This is a genomic window from Gottfriedia sp. NPDC057948 (genome assembly GCF_042887255.1).
In the GTDB taxonomy this organism is placed as follows: domain Bacteria; phylum Bacillota; class Bacilli; order Bacillales; family Bacillaceae_G; genus Gottfriedia.
On the sequence record NZ_JBHVPN010000012.1, the window covers coordinates 41,541 to 59,438 of the forward strand.

General features: G+C 33.7%; 17 protein-coding genes. 1 reads left to right on the forward strand and 16 read right to left on the reverse strand.

The features are described from left to right. Positions 1–499 precede the first annotated feature (499 nt). From ACFVRR_RS16735 to hutU, 10 genes are all read right to left on the reverse strand, one after another. Complete coding sequence (locus tag ACFVRR_RS16735; protein ID WP_387330811.1) at positions 500–1,891, reverse strand: L-cystine transporter; 1,392 nt, start codon at positions 1,889–1,891, stop codon at positions 500–502. 133 nt (positions 1,892–2,024) lie between these two features. Beyond that, positions 2,025–2,492: a DUF3291 domain-containing protein gene (locus ACFVRR_RS16740; RefSeq protein WP_387330814.1), complete on the reverse strand. Its 468-nt coding sequence runs from the start codon at positions 2,490–2,492 to the stop codon at positions 2,025–2,027. Positions 2,493–2,851: 359 nt separating this feature from the next. Next, the gene (locus ACFVRR_RS16745; RefSeq protein WP_387330817.1) at positions 2,852–3,235 is read right to left on the reverse strand and encodes a YkvA family protein; all 384 of its coding nucleotides are present in this window, start codon (positions 3,233–3,235) and stop codon (positions 2,852–2,854) included. 64 nt (positions 3,236–3,299) lie between these two features. Further along, the gene (locus ACFVRR_RS16750; protein ID WP_335481784.1) at positions 3,300–3,638 is read right to left on the reverse strand and encodes a DUF3147 family protein; all 339 of its coding nucleotides are present in this window, start codon (positions 3,636–3,638) and stop codon (positions 3,300–3,302) included. Further along, positions 3,622–4,047 carry a MarR family winged helix-turn-helix transcriptional regulator gene (locus tag ACFVRR_RS16755; protein ID WP_387330821.1) on the reverse strand — a complete coding sequence of 142 codons (426 nt, stop codon included), beginning with the start codon at positions 4,045–4,047 and terminating at the stop codon, positions 3,622–3,624. Before ACFVRR_RS16755 ends, ACFVRR_RS16750 begins: the two co-directional genes overlap by 17 nt. 427 nt (positions 4,048–4,474) lie before the next feature. Beyond that, on the reverse strand, positions 4,475–4,930 hold the full coding sequence (locus ACFVRR_RS16760) for an SRPBCC family protein (protein ID WP_387330824.1): 456 nt from the start codon (positions 4,928–4,930) through the stop codon (positions 4,475–4,477). Then, a complete protein-coding gene (locus ACFVRR_RS16765) occupies positions 4,927–5,253 on the reverse strand; it encodes an ArsR/SmtB family transcription factor (RefSeq protein WP_387330827.1) in 327 nt (108 codons plus the stop codon). Before ACFVRR_RS16765 ends, ACFVRR_RS16760 begins: the two co-directional genes overlap by 4 nt. A 150-nt stretch (positions 5,254–5,403) precedes the next feature. After that, positions 5,404–5,664: a YiaA/YiaB family inner membrane protein gene (locus ACFVRR_RS16770; RefSeq protein ID WP_387330830.1), complete on the reverse strand. Its 261-nt coding sequence runs from the start codon at positions 5,662–5,664 to the stop codon at positions 5,404–5,406. Positions 5,665–6,052: 388 nt separating this feature from the next. Next, complete coding sequence (gene hutI / locus ACFVRR_RS16775; protein WP_387330833.1) at positions 6,053–7,309, reverse strand: imidazolonepropionase; 1,257 nt, start codon at positions 7,307–7,309, stop codon at positions 6,053–6,055. Next, positions 7,309–8,985, reverse strand: a complete 1,677-nt coding sequence (hutU, locus tag ACFVRR_RS16780) for a urocanate hydratase (protein WP_387330836.1) — start codon at positions 8,983–8,985, stop codon at positions 7,309–7,311. The genes hutI and hutU overlap by 1 nt, the downstream gene beginning before the upstream one ends. Positions 8,986–9,228: 243 nt before the next feature. On the opposite strand from hutU, the gene ACFVRR_RS16785 reads away from it, so the two are divergent. Beyond that, complete coding sequence (locus ACFVRR_RS16785; protein WP_387330839.1) at positions 9,229–9,612, forward strand: VOC family protein; 384 nt, start codon at positions 9,229–9,231, stop codon at positions 9,610–9,612. A 78-nt stretch (positions 9,613–9,690) separates the two neighbouring features. Here the strand turns inward: ACFVRR_RS16785 and ACFVRR_RS16790 are convergent, their stop codons facing one another. The 6 genes from ACFVRR_RS16790 to ACFVRR_RS16815 all read right to left on the reverse strand — a co-directional run bounded on the left by ACFVRR_RS16790 (position 9,691) and on the right by ACFVRR_RS16815 (position 17,790). Next, positions 9,691–10,218, reverse strand: a complete 528-nt coding sequence (locus ACFVRR_RS16790) for a DinB family protein (protein WP_387330842.1) — start codon at positions 10,216–10,218, stop codon at positions 9,691–9,693. 70 nt (positions 10,219–10,288) lie between these two features. After that, positions 10,289–10,813: a CbrC family protein gene (locus ACFVRR_RS16795; RefSeq protein ID WP_387330845.1), complete on the reverse strand. Its 525-nt coding sequence runs from the start codon at positions 10,811–10,813 to the stop codon at positions 10,289–10,291. 135 nt (positions 10,814–10,948) lie between these two features. Next, a complete protein-coding gene (locus tag ACFVRR_RS16800; protein ID WP_387330848.1) occupies positions 10,949–12,415 on the reverse strand; it encodes a response regulator transcription factor in 1,467 nt (488 codons plus the stop codon). A gap of 165 nt (positions 12,416–12,580) precedes the next feature. Further along, positions 12,581–13,087: a protease inhibitor I9 family protein gene (locus ACFVRR_RS16805; protein WP_387330851.1), complete on the reverse strand. Its 507-nt coding sequence runs from the start codon at positions 13,085–13,087 to the stop codon at positions 12,581–12,583. A 112-nt stretch (positions 13,088–13,199) separates the two neighbouring features. After that, a complete protein-coding gene (locus ACFVRR_RS16810) occupies positions 13,200–13,430 on the reverse strand; it encodes a hypothetical protein (protein WP_069035062.1) in 231 nt (76 codons plus the stop codon). Positions 13,431–13,680: 250 nt separating this feature from the next. Next, the gene (locus ACFVRR_RS16815; RefSeq protein ID WP_387330855.1) at positions 13,681–17,790 is read right to left on the reverse strand and encodes a S8 family serine peptidase; all 4,110 of its coding nucleotides are present in this window, start codon (positions 17,788–17,790) and stop codon (positions 13,681–13,683) included. Between the last annotated feature and the right edge of the window lie 108 nt (positions 17,791–17,898).

Genomic DNA, 17,898 nt, shown 5'->3' on the forward strand with positions numbered 1-17,898 from the left:
GAAATACCAAAGTCCTTAAAACTATATACCCTTCATTCTCCTAACCTTAAGCCAAAATTGATTTTCAACGTCTAAATAAATACGAAAAAGTTCAAGAAAAATTACGTTCTTGAACTTAAGTAGATGAATTTGAACTCATGTCTGCTAGCTATATTTTTTGGTGTCCTATCTATCATAGATCCTACTAGATTAAAAAAATTGTTATATAATTAGTAAAAATTAGCCATTTATTATACCTCTTAATTATTGAACTTATGTAAAGTAAACTTAATTTTTATGTCTACCAATAAACACTATTAAGAAATTCTTAATAGTGTTTAATTATTTTTTAATGTATAAATCAAGTGAATAGGGCTGTATACACAATGTGCTAATAATAGTTGCACTGGAAGATACATTTTTATTTTCTACCAATTAATCGAATGATAATTCTATAAAAAAAGAGCCCCAAGTAAAAGCCATTTTCCTTGGGACTCTTTTTTGTTATTTTGTTTTTCATTTATGCTTCTACAACATCTACAACATTAGCTTGCTGATAAACTTCTTTTTCGAATTCCCCTGTAGCCTTACTTGTAAGGATACCCGATGTCATTGCGCCACTAACGTTTAGAGCTGTACGGCCCATGTCAATTAGAGGTTCAACTGAGATAAGTAATCCAACGATTGCGATTGGAAGATTCATAACTGAAAGTACGATAAGAGCTGCAAATGTTGCTCCTCCACCTACACCAGCTACACCAAATGAACTGATTGCTACGATTAAAATTAAAGAGATAATAAATGATGCACTTGTTGGATCAACACCAGCTGATGGAGCTACCATTACAGCTAACATTGCTGGGTAGATACCAGCACATCCATTTTGACCGATTGAAAGTCCAAACGAACCTGCAAAGTTTGCAATTCCTTCTGAAACTCCAAAGTCTTTTGTTTGTGTTTTGATTGTCATTGGTAATGTTCCAGCACTTGTACGTGATGTAAATGCAAATGATAAAGTTGGTAAAGCTTTTTTCACATATCTTACTGGGCTTAGTTTTGCAAATGATAATAATAATAAATGCACAATAAACATTACGATTAAAGCCACATAAGACGCTATTACAAACTTACCTAATTTTACGATTGCATCATAATCACTTGTTGCTGCTACTTTTGTAATGATTGCTAAGATTCCATAAGGTGTTAAACGAAGAATTAACGATACAACTCTCATCGTAACTGAATATAGTGTATCAATTATTTTAGCAAAAAACTCTGCAGTTTCAGGCTCTTTACGTTTTACTCCTAAGTATGCAATCCCCACAATTGCTGCAAAAATTACAACTGCTATTGTAGAAGTTGCACGTGCACCAGTTAAATCTAAAAATGGATTACTTGGAATTAATTCAAGGATTTGTTTAGGAATTGTCATCGCTTCTACAGTTGGCACACGGCCTTGTAATTCTGTAATTCTAGCAGTCTCTGCAGCACCTTCTGATATTTTGATTCCATCAAGTCCAAATCCTAAAGCGGATCCTATTCCAATAGCTGCTGAAATAGCTGTTGTACCAAGAAGAATCCCAATAACAAGGACACTAATTTTACCGATATTCTTAGTTAACTTTAATTTTGTAAACGCTCCGACAATCGAAACGAATACAAGCGGCATGACAATCATTTGTAATAGTTTTACATAACCGCTACCAACAATGCTAAACCAGTCGATTGTTCCGACTGTAACGTCATGTTCAGTTCCATAGATTAAATGAATAATATAACCAAAAATAAGACCTAAACCTAAACCAGTGAATACACGCTTCGAAAAAGATACATGCTTTTTTTGCATAAAATACAATCCATACATAAGTACTAATAAGATAACAACATTTACGCAGATAAGAAATGTATTCATTTTTCTCCCCCTTTTCTTTTAATAATATAATTTACGAAAATATTAATACAAGTATTCCTATAAATCAAGTAGGATTTATTAATATTTTGTAAAATTCCTACTTTTTTATCATTTAGACACAATTTATCTATTTCTACCTAATTAAGAGCGTTTCACCATGTTCATCAAAGGCATGCTTAAAATCAAAAGCAGCAGGAGTTGGTCCATTTTGAATGTAGTAGTCATATCTTTTAAAGGCCACTTCCCACGATATATCGCTTTGTTTCTCGGTCCACCAAACAACATATGAAAGATGTTTCTCTTTATAAGATTCCATCCATTTACTTCGATCTTTCAACGCTTGTTTATGGTGTCCAGAGTACGTAAAGCGATATAAGGATTCTAAATTCTTCCATACTGTTAGTGTAAGGATAGGATAGCCGTCTCCCTTACTAGCTTCTTCAGGGAGAGCGATTCTATCAGATGAAAACGCATCAATCATGTGTCCTGATTTTGTAGCCTGACGAAAGACATCATTTCCTACAGAAAAAAATTGACGAGAGGCAGAGTGGTCATATGGGTGTTTTAGCCTACCAACTGTATAGATTGCAACAAAAGCCATAAATAGTCCTCCATAGACAGGTTTTATTAAATTTATATTCAAGTAAGCTTTTATTTCATAACTAATTCTTTTTTTCAATATTTTTATATTTTGTAGAGAATTGGAGTAAGTAGAAATCCTTGTAAACTTTTTTGAATATCGAATTCAGTGTTCTGTAGACAGCAAAAAAAGACAATCACCTAGGATTACTCCCTTTTGATTGTCTCTAAAAATAAATTATAGTTTAATCCTAATTGAGCTTTAACAAGATTAATGGTTTTTCCCTAATACTTTTTAACTGGTTTTGTAGCATCTGTTACGGTTGGGTTAAAACGACTACCTCACAATGGGACAGCCCTTTTTTCATTCGTCTAAAAATACTAACTTATTAATTGATAAACCTTGAAAAATACCCAAATAAAAATCACTAACCAAATCAGCAAAATTAATGATCCGACTATCCAATTTTTAGGTTTACCTTGTTTCATCATTTCTTCTGCTTTCATTTCACAGTCAGCTATTACATTATCTGGTATTAGCTTTAAAGAGATATAAATACCTAAAGGAATGAGAATAACATCATCTAAATAGCCTAAAATTGGAATGAAATCAGGGATTAAATCAATTGGACTAAAAGCATATGCTACTACACAAACTATGAATACTTTTGCATACAACGGAACACGTTCATCCTTGCATGCAAAATAAAGTGTGAAGACTTGTCGCTTTAATTTCTTCGCCCATAATTTTAATTTTTTAAGCATTTTTTCTCCTATATTTGCGTTTTAGCTCATTACATCAAAGCTTTAAATGAAAGAGGCGCGAAAATTAAAACAAATGTTTTACCACTAAGTCTTGTCCAAAAATATAAACAAGCCAACCTATAATGCCTAGTCCGATTGAAGCAACTAAGTGCATTGAGTGCTGAAGCGCTACTCCGATAATCAATAACATAACTACCGTTCCTGGAATCCCAAGTACGACTCCATATGCAAATTTACTTAATGTTTGTACTTGTTCGCCCTGAACATTTAGCCAAATTAAACTTAAAAGACTTACGATAGGCAATGCCGCAATCAATCCACCTTGTGTAGGGAATCGGCGTGCTATTTCAGTAATAACTCCGATAATAATTGCGGAAGTAAATATTTTAATAATCGCGTACATTTTGAGCTCTCTCTTTCATTAAATTAAATGCTTTTAATATCGTTTCTCTTTCTTGTTCTGTCATCTGTTCAAAAAGAAGCTGTTGAAGCTTTTCTTCATTTAAACTTGAATTTTGTAACAAAACTTCTTTCCCTAAATCAGTAAGCATTAGAATTACTTTTCGTTGATCAATCTCACCACGAGTTTTATAAACATATTCTTTTTCTAGTAACCGTTTAACATGTTCAGACGCTGTATTGTGAGAGACTTTAATTCCTTCAGCAATATCCTTTATCCCAACTTCATCTTCTTTATCGATAATTTGTAAAATCCGAACGCTTTGGTGCGTAATATTTTCTTTATGCTTATACCGTAAAAGATAGTAAACATCAGTCCATAATTGATTCAGTTGTTTTATTTCTTTATCCATGTTGATTCTCCTTATATCGTATAATACGATTAATTCTTATTTGTAGATTATATCTTATAATACGATATAAGTAAAATATAGGATTAAGGAAATTCTAGGAAAATACAATGGACTGCAATTAAATTTTGAGAATCGCAATTAAAAATAGCAAAACTGCAATTAAATCCCAAAGAAACGCAATTAAATCAATGGATTACCCATACCAGTTAAAGTATTATGACCTAAAAATTGTACGATAACAGTTACTTTCAAATAAAAAAACTAGCAAATAAGGTTGCATTCTTTTCATTTTAGAAAAAAATTGATAAAAACTACTATAAAAAAGAGCAATCAAATCAACTCACTGTTATAGTTACCCCACTTCTCAAGAAAAAAGGGGACGTCGTTATGGGACAGTCCCTTTCAAAATCCATATAAACTATCTTTCTTATATTGAAATAGGTGGCAATGTATTTCCTGTTTCAAGCAAGCTTTTTAAGTTACTTAAAATTGCAGGCCAGCCATTGTTTAATCCTTCAAACGTATCATCACGATCTACTAAATCAGTAGGTTCTAAATTTTCATGTTTTAGCGTTAATCTAACTGTTGACTCCAATTCTTTCAACTTAAAAGTGACAACTGATGGTTCTTTGCGATTAGCCGGATCATTTGTGTGATTCCATGTGAAAGAAAGTAAACGATTTGGTTCACATTTTAATATTGTTCCGTAGTCTGTAACCTCTCCATTTCGCAGATAAGAAACAGTTGACCCTATTTGCCAATCAGATTCAATTGCAGTTCCAAAAAAGTATTTTTCAGTAAATTGAGTGCTTGTTAAAGCTTCCCATAGTTTTCCAGGTGTTGTTGCAATGTATGTAACATAAACAAAATGTGGTTTATTCACTTACTCTCTTCCTCCTCAAGCTTTAATTTTAATTCAGTCAATGCATCTACTCGACTTTGTTCGTACTTGTCAATCCATCGTTTAGAAATTTCGTTGATTGGTACAGGATTAAGATAGTGAAGTTTATTTCTACCATTCCACTCTACGACAACTAGATTTGCTTCTTCTAGTATCATTAGGTGTTTTGTAACTGCTTGTCTACTCATTTCAAGAAGTTGACATAGTTCACTTAATGTTTGGCCGTTATTCATAAAAAGCTCGTCAAGCAGTTTTCTACGACTTGAATCGGCAAGTGCTTTAAAAACCTTATCGATTTCATTCACCCTCCTCAATACTTATATAATAAGCAACTAAATAGTTGCATGTCAAGTTGATTGATTAGTAAACTCCACAGAAGTTCTAAATTTTTTTTATCTCTATTGAACAAATTCTAAACAAAAAAACAGCCGTATAAACGACTGAAATTTGATCCTTTAACTATCTAATTTTACATTTTTTCCTTTTTTTATTTCTTCAACTTGATCATCTTCCATATCTTCCTGGTTATCACGAGTTACTTTTGCGACCATAAAGGAGGAAACAATAATACCAATTGCACCCATTAAATAATACCCTTTCACATACAATGGTTCTTCTAAATGATAAAGTCCAATAAATGTTAAAACGCTAAAAATAGAGAAAGATGCCCAAGCTAAAAACGTAAAATATGGAGTATTACGCCTTCTTTTTTTCATTGTTAGTCCCCCCTATTTTAAGGTATTACTATTTTAATAATTTATAGTAATTATTAGAACTTATAGCTCTTAATCTAAGCTTTAATTCGTATGCCAATTTTTGGAAGAATCTTTAAAGCAACTTGCTTTTTTATTTCTACATTTGAATTAGTTGATTTTTAGTATTGCTCTAAAATGCAAAAAAGAGAAATTGCCGAAACAATTTCTCTTTAAAAAATCATTATGAACCTACAAGATCATTCGAAGGTCTAGCAGTTTGTTCTAGTTTCCCTGGTTTAACAAAGATCATGGCTACCATTCCTTTTGTTACTGCAATTGATGCTGCGATAAACATTGCACTATATCCTTTTTTTGCTACTAGGCTAGGTTTCTCATTTTCTTCTACTAATTACACAATCTTTACGCCTTTTTTCCAAACAGATTTCACATGGTTAACACCAAATAAATATTGTAATTCTTGATAGTTTTTAACATTCCATAATACAATGTCAGCTTGTTTTCCAACTTCAAGTGAGCCGATTTGATCTTGGCGATTAATAGCACACGCAGCGTTGTATGTTGCTGCTGTTAAGCTTTCAGCTGGAGTAAGTCTCATTGAAATACAAGCTAAGTTCATTACAAGTGGCATGGAAGTTGTTGGTGAAGAACCTGGATTGCAGTCGGTTGAAATAGCTACAGCTACCCCTTCATCAACCATTTTTCTTCCTTTAGCAGCATCTTCACGTAAATAAAGTGCTGTTGCAGGTAATAGACAAGCAATTGTTCCTGATTTAGCCATTGCAGCAATACCTTCATCAGAAGCTTTTAATAAATGCTCCGCTGAAATAGCACCAACTTTTGCAGCTAATTCCGCTCCGCCATACGGTTCAATTTCATCAGCATGAATTTTTGGAATTAGATCATATTTCTTACCTGCTTCTAAAATTCGCTCTGATTGTTCTGGTGTAAATACACCTTTTTCGCAGAATACATCATTAAATTCAGCTAGTTTTTCTTCTGCTATGATTGGTAGCATGTCGTTAATTAAGTGATCAACAAATTCGTCTTCTCGTCCTTTAAACTCTTTCGGCACTGCATGAGCACCCATAAAAGTAGGAACTAATTCAACTGCATGCATATATTTTAATTTTTTCATAACCCTTAACTGCTTTAACTCGGTTTCTAAATCCATACCATAACCGCTCTTACTCTCTACAGTAGTAACGCCATGTGTAATGAATGAATCTAGACGACGCATCGTTTGTGCCATCAATTCTTCTTCAGTCGCTTCACGAGTCATGCGGGCAGTCGCATGAATTCCGCCACCCGCATTCATAATATCCATATATGTTGCACCTTCAAGACGCATTTCAAATTCACGCTCACGGCTTCCACCATACACAACATGTGTATGTGGATCTACTAGACCAGGAGTAACAAGATGGTTTGATGCATCAACTACTTCTGCTTCATGAATTTTTTCTGCATAACGATCTTGAATTTCTTTTGTTGTACCAACAGCTTGGATTACTCCATCTTCAATCCATAAGCTACCGTCTTCAATTAACCCAATCTCTGACATTGCTTCCTTTGAGCGAGGTCCTTTCATTTCAGAAGCAAGCGTTGCTAATTGAGCTGCATTTTTAATCCAAATTGGTTTTGTCATTACTTATCAGTCCCTTTATCAAGCATTGGAATATTTACTCCTCTTTCACGAGCAGTTTGTTTAGCTAGCTCATATCCTGCATCAGCGTGACGAACTACACCCATTCCAGGGTCTGTTGTTAATACGCGCTCAATACGTGCTTCTGCTTCTTTCGTACCATCTGCAACAATTACAACACCAGCGTGTAAAGAGTAACCCATTCCTACTCCACCACCGTGGTGAACTGATACCCAAGTAGCTCCACCAACTGCATTAATCATTGCATTTAGGATTGGCCAGTCTGCTACTGCATCTGATCCATCCATCATGCTTTCAGTTTCACGATTTGGAGATGCTACAGAACCTGAATCTAAGTGGTCACGTCCAATTACGATTGGAGCTTTTAATTCGCCACTTGCAACCATGTCATTTAAGATTTTACCGAAACGAGCGCGCTCTCCATAACCTAACCAGCAAATACGAGAAGGTAGGCCTTGGAATTGAACTTTTTCCTGAGCCATACGAATCCAATTACATAAATGTTCATTATCAGCAAATTCACGTAAAATAGCTTGGTCAGTTTTGTAAATATCTTCAGGATCACCTGATAATGCTACCCAACGGAAAGGTCCTTTACCTTCACAGAATTGTGGACGGATATAAGCTGGAACGAATCCTGGGAAATCAAATGCATTTTCTACTCCTTCATCCTTCGCAACTTGACGGATGTTATTACCGTAATCAAATGTCACAGATCCTTTTTCCATCATTTCAAGCATTGCTTTTACATGAGTTGCCATTGAAGCTTTTGAACGAGCAACATAATGTTCTGGGTTTGAAGCTCTTAATTCTGCAGCTTCTTCTAATGACATTCCTGATGGTGTATAACCGTTTAATGGATCATGTGCTGACGTTTGGTCAGTTAATACTTCTGGAATAAAGTTTCTAGCAATCATTTCTGGTAAAATATCAGCAGCATTTCCTACAAGACCGATTGATAATGCTTTTCCTTCTTTTTTCGCTTCTTCAGCAAGACGAATTGCCTCATCTAATGAATCTGTTTTTACATCTGTATATCTTGTTTCGATACGACGATCGATTCTAGTTTCATCTACATCGATTCCGATACAAACTCCGCCATTCATTGTAACAGCAAGTGGTTGAGCTCCACCCATTCCGCCAAGACCAGCAGTAACAGTAATTGTACCTGCAAGTGTGCCATTGAAATGTTGTTTTGCTAATTCAGCAAATGTTTCGTAAGTTCCTTGAACAATACCTTGAGAACCAATATAAATCCAGCTACCTGCTGTCATTTGACCGTACATCATTAAACCTTTTTTATCTAATTCGTGGAAAGTATCCCAATTAGCAAAAGCAGGTACTAGATTTGAGTTAGCAATTAAAACACGTGGCGCATCAGCATGAGATTTAAAAATCGCTACTGGTTTACCAGATTGAACTAATAATGTTTCATCATTTTCTAAATTCTTTAAGGAATCAACAATTGCATCGAAGCACTCCCAGTTTCGAGCTGCTTTACCAATTCCACCATATACAACAAGATCCTCTGGACGCTCTGCTACATCTGGATCTAAATTATTCATTAACATACGAAGAACTGCTTCTTGTTGCCAACCTTTTGTATTTAATTCCGTACCTCTATATCTAACTACTTTATCGACTGTAACCGTATTCATAATTTAATACCCCCTTGATGTGATATTTTCAGTCTAACACGAATTTTCCGATATTTTATTATAAAATAATGATTATTTTATAATTTATTTCAAATTACTTAACTTTAATTTGTTTTTTTATAAATTATCTCATTTTCTATTAATTAATTAGTCTATTTTAAAAGAAAACTATGGAATATAAAAAAGGTTTAAAATAAGTGATGTAGAATTCATTATTTGATTAAATCAAAAGGTGGTATCGTCATGAAATCAACTGTTTCCCCAATTGCTAGTAAAGTTAACAATGTTTTTATCCATGTTAAGGATTTAAATAAATCAGTTAATTGGTATTGTAAACTCCTTGGTATTACGCTCGATAGTAGCCAGATTGAATCTCCAGTTTTCAACCTACCAGTAACAGGTACTACTGGACTTACATTAGATGATCATACTTTTGATCATAATTTTAAGTTCGAACCTTCAAAACATGTGTTATTTAATTTCTACTCCGATGACATAGACGCGGCTTATAACTTTATGAAAGAAAATAATATTGCAATCGTAAAAGAAATTGAACGTATCGGAGAATTTGCTTATTTTAACTTTGAAGATTTAGATGGGAATGTATTAATGATTTGTACTAGTTAATATGAGAGAATAATCGAGGAAAATCTAAAAAATAAGCCTGTATCATCGATTAATATTATTCGACGACACAGGCTATTTTTAAGCATTTTTAAATAATTTACGGATCATTCTGATTTGGCCACGGTGATTGATTTCGTCCTCAAATACATGAAACCATTTAAAATAATTTGTAGCTTTTTCTCTACCAAACTCTGTCTGATCATATAACCACTCATCTGAAAGTGTATTAAATTTTGCATAGGTTTCTTCTCGAACCGAGTTTAAAAGATTAATATAATAGTCTGCATCATTTCCTTTAATCGTCTTTCTAGCATGATCATCTAAATCTAAACCAGGTAACCATTTCTCTTCTTCTTCCGAATTTAAATCTCGATTTTCAAATGTATTAAGCTGATACCAATACTCAACTCCGGCCATATGAGTTAATAACATCCCAATCGTATTACCTGTTGGGGTGTGCAAAAAATCTAACTCCCCCATTGTAATATCTTTAATAGCTTCCAAAGTTGTATATCTTACATAATTCATCATAGAAGTTAATGTATTAAAATCCCCTTTTACGCCATCTTGCTCTCCAACTAATAGTAATTTGTTCCATTCGTACATAGTTGCAACCCCTTTCATTTTTCTACATAAAATTTAATTTTATAATAAGTAATCAATGGAAAAAAGTTAATTATGATGCATCAGCATGAAGACGATGCTTTTTACAGCAATTACACTGAAATAAATAACCTTGTAAATTACCATCATTTTTTAAAGCATCTTTAAACTCCTGAGTGGATAAACCATACTCTTCACATAACCTGTTTAGATCAGCCTCTAATTCATTTTCTATATGCTTAACTTCCTCCCATCCAACATAATCAATAATCGAACAAAAATCTCCACAATGACTAAGCCAGTATTCTTGTTGCCATCCTGTATAGCCAGGATTTCGATAAATCAATTCATCTATAAATTCATCACTGTCAACTTCATCACAAGAATCGAAATCTTGAAACTCACCATCATATTTCTTGGCTGCCGAACCATCCGCGATACACCATGGACAGATTCCTTCAACATCCTCTTCTGAGTAAAATGGACCTTCATAAACAAAATTCCGTTTCTGCTCACAAACAGGACAAACTGTCTCTTCTTCAACTATGATACCTAATTTTATTGGATTAGGATTGTATTTAAAAATTGGTAGATTCACTTAGTTTTACCGCCTATTCTCTGTTATTTAACAATCTTAATTTTATTACGGTTACATTATACTAATATGACAAAAAAAGACTACTATAGCAATAGCAGTCAATTTTGGGATTACTATATTGTTTTAAACCACTTCCTATAATCCTGATCGATAAACTAAAGGAGTACATCCCTCAAGTTGTTTGAACTTTGCATTAAAATATGATTGGTGAGAATAGCCAATTAATCTTGAAATTTCATCTAGTGGTAGGTCAGTTTCATCTAATAATCGTTTTGCCTCTCTAATGCGCACTTCATGGAGCGTCTCTCTAAACGATTGATTTGATTCGGCCGCAAAGCGACGGCTTAGTGTACTTTTATTAATCCGGAGTGCATCAGCGCAATCCGTTAAACTCCATCCGGCATCCCAATAATTCGATTCAATTAACTCCCTTGTTTTCTCAACTAATGTACGATGGCCTTCTTGGGTTGAATCATGCCCTTGTAGCAATAGACTTGTTGTAAAATCAAGCAATTCTTGAACAATTTGATAGATGATTGGTCCATGTACAATTTTTTGGAAAATGTCATAATAAGTACCTTCCCATGATGCATTTTGAAGATTATTTGATTTCATATATCTTCTTATTTGTGCAAGTACACTTGTTAATCGGATTCGAACAATTTCTGGATCTGGGTAAGGCTGCTGAAAAGTTAAAAATTCTAGTTCCATCCAGTCTCGAATCGCTTTTGCATCTCTTTTTTCTAGCATTTCAATCCAGTGGCGTTGCTCTAGAGGTGTAAGGAAGGGATCCTTCTCTTGAAATGGCATTGGATCGTTTTCAGCCAAAATAATATCATAACCTTCAAAGAAGATTCTCCGTGTTAACTGAAGTGTTTGCTCGAATATATCTTTTAATGTTTCTTCCTGTGCACCAACTTTCATTACGATTGCAAGAGGCTCATCCATCATTTCTTTCCAACGAGCAAGAAATGCATTATATTCGTCCTGTAATAATACTTCATCAACTTCATGTACACTTAAAATAAAGTCAGATCCTACGAATAAACGATTTTTCCCGGTAAAGGGATTTCGTTCTAATGCTTTATAGACAAGTGGAAGTGTACTTGAATTCGGTGTCAAAAATGCAACCATCGTAATCGGACCATCATACATTCGTTCATTCAAAAAAAGGTCAGGATAATCTATATTAAATGGGCTTATTTCTTCATTAATGTTTCTAGTAAAGAATCGTTCTTTATTACGAATTTGATAGCGTAATTGTTGAATATGCTTAATTAAATCAGTAGGAGAAAATGGGCGAAACAATACATCCTCCGCTCGATATTGTAATGCAAGATAAGCAGTTTGAAAAATTCGCTCGGATGAAATACCTAACCAACGAATTGAAAATTTTTGGATTAAATCACCAAATCTTTCACTCTCATTTTTCCAGTGATCCATATCAAATATGACGAGGTCGGGCTGCTGCTTTTGAATAGCCTTTTCAAATTCTCCCATCGTTTTCCAAGAAACAAGGTTAATACCAGTAAAGTGCGATTCCACGACCCACCTAATCCCTGAAGCTTCTAACTCATCTTTTGCAACTAAATGAATTTCCATCGTGTTTTTCACCTTCACTTCTAGCTTTTTTATATCATAATAGCAAATTTATTTTGTTTTTGTAGAATAAAAACAATTAATTAATCGTTTTTAATGAAATAGTTTCCATTCTAAAAAAAGTGCCTCAAAAGTGTATATACTTTTGAGGCACTCACAAATGCATTATTATTTCTGATTATACGGTGTAACAGGAGGCATAATATGTACTTTTTTATTTGGATAGATTCTTGCAATCACTGTTGATTGTGATAAACGTTTAATATCCTTACCAGGTAACTCCATTGATACACCATTCAATGCAGTCTTATAAACATGCCTAATCGTATACGGTACATGTTGATCCTCTAGCAGAGTTTTTAATTCTTCTTGAAATTTTGCATGACTTTCTTCTACTTGCTTCGTTGCCTCTTCCAAAGTTAGTTGTTTTCCAGCTGCCTCTGCTTCCTTTACAGCTACCACAGCAGGCTTTGTTTTGAATTCAATAATAATCGAAGTCATTTGATTAGTTGAAAAATCGATTGATGGATCTACAAAAAATGAAGGGTTCATTGTAACATTCGCCACCTTTGTCTCATCTGAAATTTTAGTTGTATTAAGTGTATTCCCATTACATCCGCTCATCATAAAAAGCATTAAAACAAATAAAATACTTCCTCTATAAAAATTCTTCATTTTTACTACATCCCCTTCAAAAACTGTTTAATAAAAAAAGACAATCTATCTGGATTTTATCCTTTAGAGTGCCCTTTCAAACATTATTTAGTTTAGAAGTAAAAAACATTTGTTACATCCTATAGTTATCATTCAAAAATTCAATATGATAATTAATCGTCCTTAAATATTGTTTTGTTGTATCTTTGGAAAGACTTTTAATCCTCTTTAACATATGAACACTTAATACTTTTTCATTGTTATAAATTCTATATTTTTTTAAAGTTGAAAGTCTATGATTATATTGACTCGCTTTGACTTCATTGAGTTTTTTTACATTTATTAGATAATCTGTAAAGTTCATAATTGCCCCTCCTACTTGTATAGAACAACGATTTTTCGTAAAAAGAACTAGTCCTATTATTAAAACCTACTTAGGACTAGTTCTTTGTATCATTCTATTTAGCATGTCTACTAATTATACCTCTAAAGTTTTATTTGTTTGAACCTTCAAGATTCATTAGTACTATGGGAAAATATTAGGAAAAAAGGAGAGCAAAATTCACTCCCCCGATCTATAACCTCTAACAGAAGGGTTTGTCTGATTTAATTAATTAATTGATCCCTAACTCTAGCTTTATATCATCAATCGTTTTACCCTTATATTTTTTAACCGGTTTTGGTGCATCCCCAATCGTTGGATTTTGCATTAAGTAATTTTTCTCAAAGAAAGAAAAATCTTTTGCATCAACGATATTATCAAAATTAATGTCTGCGCTTCGTTTATCCGTACCCCAATATGTTTGGATGGATAATGCATCCTTTATGTCGATTACATTGTCTTTATTTACATCTCCTGCAATTGGGGCTTTAAAGTTTATATCAGGATTCCAATGTGCGGTTGGCATTCCTTCGTCATTTAAAAAGCCCACGTGGAATGGTACATACATTGTAAAATGACCAGGTAGATCAAGTGACGCTTCCAATTCTTCAATAGTAACTGGTAGTTTTTCTACAGTTGGTGAGCCATATGAAGAGATTACCCCTGGATATATATTTCCACTTTGGTCTTTTACAGAAAGCACTACACCGATTTTAGATGGATCTACCCTCCAACCAGCTCTCCCTTCTCTTTTCAATGATTCTGGAACCCCAATACCTCCAGTAATTTTGGAATAGGTTGGTTGGCTCCAAATTGGAGTAATCGCTGAAAACATCGAGATCGTTTGGTTTGCATCATTTTCATAAGAAGCTGTTGGTGATTTGAAAGTCGAAAGCATATTATATGAGTCATTTTTTACTTTTAATGTGACTTCTGCAAAAGGTACATCACCATTCACTTTACCTTCTGTCATTTCTACATTTACTTTTAGAGAACCCGATGGAACTGAAGTTGTTGTAAGTTTGGCAGTTCCGAATTTTTCAATAGCTGGATTCAATTTTACATCTACTAACTCTAGTTGGCTAGACGTAAAACCGAAGCTTGTTATTAGTTTTTTCGCATCTGTTAGATTACTAGCTTTTAAAGTAACTTTAACTTCTTCACCTTGATTCACAATTTTTTTATTTACACTACCATATAAAATTGGAGTGCCTTCTTGAATAAAAGTATAGTATTTGTAACGGTCACCGATCGCTGCTGAGTTATATCCTGCAAGTTCTACATTAAAGCTTTTCGTATTTATTGGAATATTGTATGTGAAGCTACCGTTAGCATCGACATAAAATCCGTTTGTAAATATTGAACTATTATTCTTCTCCATTACGAAGTTACCAGATTCATCGATAGAAATTCCTTGTTTTCGATAGTCATCTTGCGTTTTATCAAACACTCTACCTGAAATTGGATATGATGTCGTTCCTGCTTTGTACTCAATAACACCTTCTTCTACATCTGTTGTAAATTTAGGACCTGTAATATCCATCATTGTATGATCGATCATCGTAAATGTTTTACCTTCTCGATTTGTACCAATTATTTTTACTTTATAATGCCCTGGACCATACGGTACCTTAACCTTTGTAGTTGAAATTGGTTGCTTTGGATTTCCAGTGAACGGTAAATAGTATCCTGTAAAAGCACCATCAATATAATAATCTGTATTTTCATTGTACTGAGACGTATTTAGTTTTCCTAAATAGCCAATTTCTTTTTCAGTTTCACTGTCCAATAAAACAAAATCAATTGTACTCATACTCGATCTAGTATTAAAAACTACACCTGTCGCGTAATTTAGTAAAGGATAATAATTATTGTAGTCTGAAGTCTGCATCTTATTGTATGTTGCCATTGAATTAAAGCCTTCTTCTACATAATGTACTCCAAATGGGATCTGATATTTTTCAGTTGGATCGGCATTATTTGTAAAAACAATATAGCCTTCGTAAATTCCTTTTTGCGCAGATTTCGGAATGTTTAAATTCATTTTTATTGTTTTTGAACTAATGCCATTTAACTTAACGGATGTAGGACCTGAAATTGTTACATTATTTTTTGCAGCATCTTTTGAACCTCTCAGTCCAGTTTGAAATTTGGCTTCAATACTAAAGATTTCCGCTTTTTCACTTCTATTTTTCAAAGTAATATTTCGTATTGAAGAATGATCTAAATCATTAAAACTAATTGAACCAAAGCTCATTGCACCTGTTGACTCGCTAATAGATTTTTCTTTTCCATCGATAATCATTGGCGTTTTATCAACAACACTAATTTCAACAGTTGAATGAATAGCTTCATAAGCATCTACTCTTCCACTACCAATCTCATAAACACTATAATCTTTCGATAATGAATCTGCAGTATTCATTAAAATTGATTTTACGTCTGCTGGTTGTAGATCTTTATTAGATTGGAGTAATAATGCTGAGACCCCTGCAACAAAAGGAGTTGCCATCGATGTACCAGATAAGCGTTCATAAGCTATTTTATAGTCTTCCGGTCTAGTTCCATCTGCTGTTTTATTATTAACATAAAATGGGACGGTTGAAAGTACAGCAACACCAGGTCCGGTAATCTCTGGTTTAATATCATAATTTACTCTTGAAGGGCCTCTTGAGCTAAAAACCGCTAATTCATCATCTGCCGTTTTTACTTTTGTAAAATCACCGAATGTAAAATCAGTATCACCGGCTTTCATCGCTGTTAAAATTGCCAATCCGTCTTCATATGAAACTGAAAAACTAGGAATTGAATTGACCGATTCCCCTAAATATGCTTGGATTAGTCCTTCTGCTTTATTCACTTCATTGTTATAAATAATTACGCCAGCTGCGCCTTTACTTTTCGCTAGTTTAATTTTATCTACGAATGCAGTGTCTCCACGAGAGATAAAAGCTATTTTTCCATTTACGTCTTTACCGTTATAATCTGTTGCTTTACCTAGCCCAACGTCTACTAATTTAAATGTTTTTCCTTTTAAAGAAGTTAAATCATCTGTATAATTTCTTGCCATTTCTCTTACAGCATATTTTTTACCAGGTTGTAATCCAGTAAACTGAAACATATTAATCGCAGTTGAGGAAGCTCCAACAGTTAATGCTAAAGCAGATGAACCTGGAGAGCCAAGTGTATACATTTGATCTCCACTATTACCTGCAGCTACTACAGTCGTTACACCACTTAAAACTGCATTGTTAACAGCAACTGATGTAGCATAAAGAGGATCATTAATTGATGCTCCTAACGACATGTTTATAATATCCATTCCATCTGCAACAGCTTTATCTAATGCTGCTATAATATTAGCAGTTGTCCCACTACCATATGGTCCTAAAACTCGGTAGGAATAAAGATCTGCTTCAGGTGCTGCTCCAAGAGTTTTATATTCACTACTTGCTACTCCACGACCACCGATGATTCCAGCAACATGTGTACCGTGTTCTGTGTAATATGTATTTGAGCCTGAAAGCTCTGGTTGCCCAGATTTTTTCCAATCCGCATACGTTGTTTCCATCGGATCATTATCATTGTTAACGAAATCATATCCACCTTTATAAGCGTCTTTTAAATCAGGATGGTTATAATCAATTCCTGTATCAAGTATTCCGATTTTGATTCCTTTTCCTGTAAAACCCTCTTCATGTAAACGGTCCAATCCATCATAAGGTGTATAATTACCTACATTATTCTCATCAGACTTTAACTGTTCATTTTTTTCTGCTTGTTTAGGTGGATCAATTGAAAATTTTTCATTCTTCCAAACAGCTTTAACCGCTTTTGATTTTAAAAGGTTTTTAATTTGATTTGCTGGTAAGCTCATCGCTACCCCATTGAACGCATGCTTATATGAACGATTAATTCTAAAATTTACTTTTGATTTTTTTCCATCAATTAAAACCTTATTTACATCTACCTGGAAATTTTCATGATCTTGATCTACTAATTTAAAAGCTTCCGTTTTAGAAAGCTGCTTTCCTTCTGAACTTGCTTCAATTTGAGCAATCTTTGCCGGTTTATTAGTAAACTCAACGATTACATTTGTTTGTTCATTGGAATTTAAATCCATATCTGTTATTTGTAGACCTTTCGACTCATTTGTTGATAGCTCAATTAAAGCTGCCCTTTGCGTTGGTGTTAATTTTGCAAGAATATCTTCAGCTTTTGAATAACTATTTGCTTTTGAAATATGACCAACATTTCCTAAAGAGGCCAAAATTAAGCTTGATGATAGCGCTACGACTGTTATACCTTTTAGAAAATCGCCTTTGTGTAAATTACTCCCCATCTTCTTCCTCCTATTTTCTGACTACGTTATCAATTATTCTGAAAATTCAATCGGAGGTCAAACGGGTTATTTTAGTGTAGTAACATCAACACTTTTAATAAAAAAAGA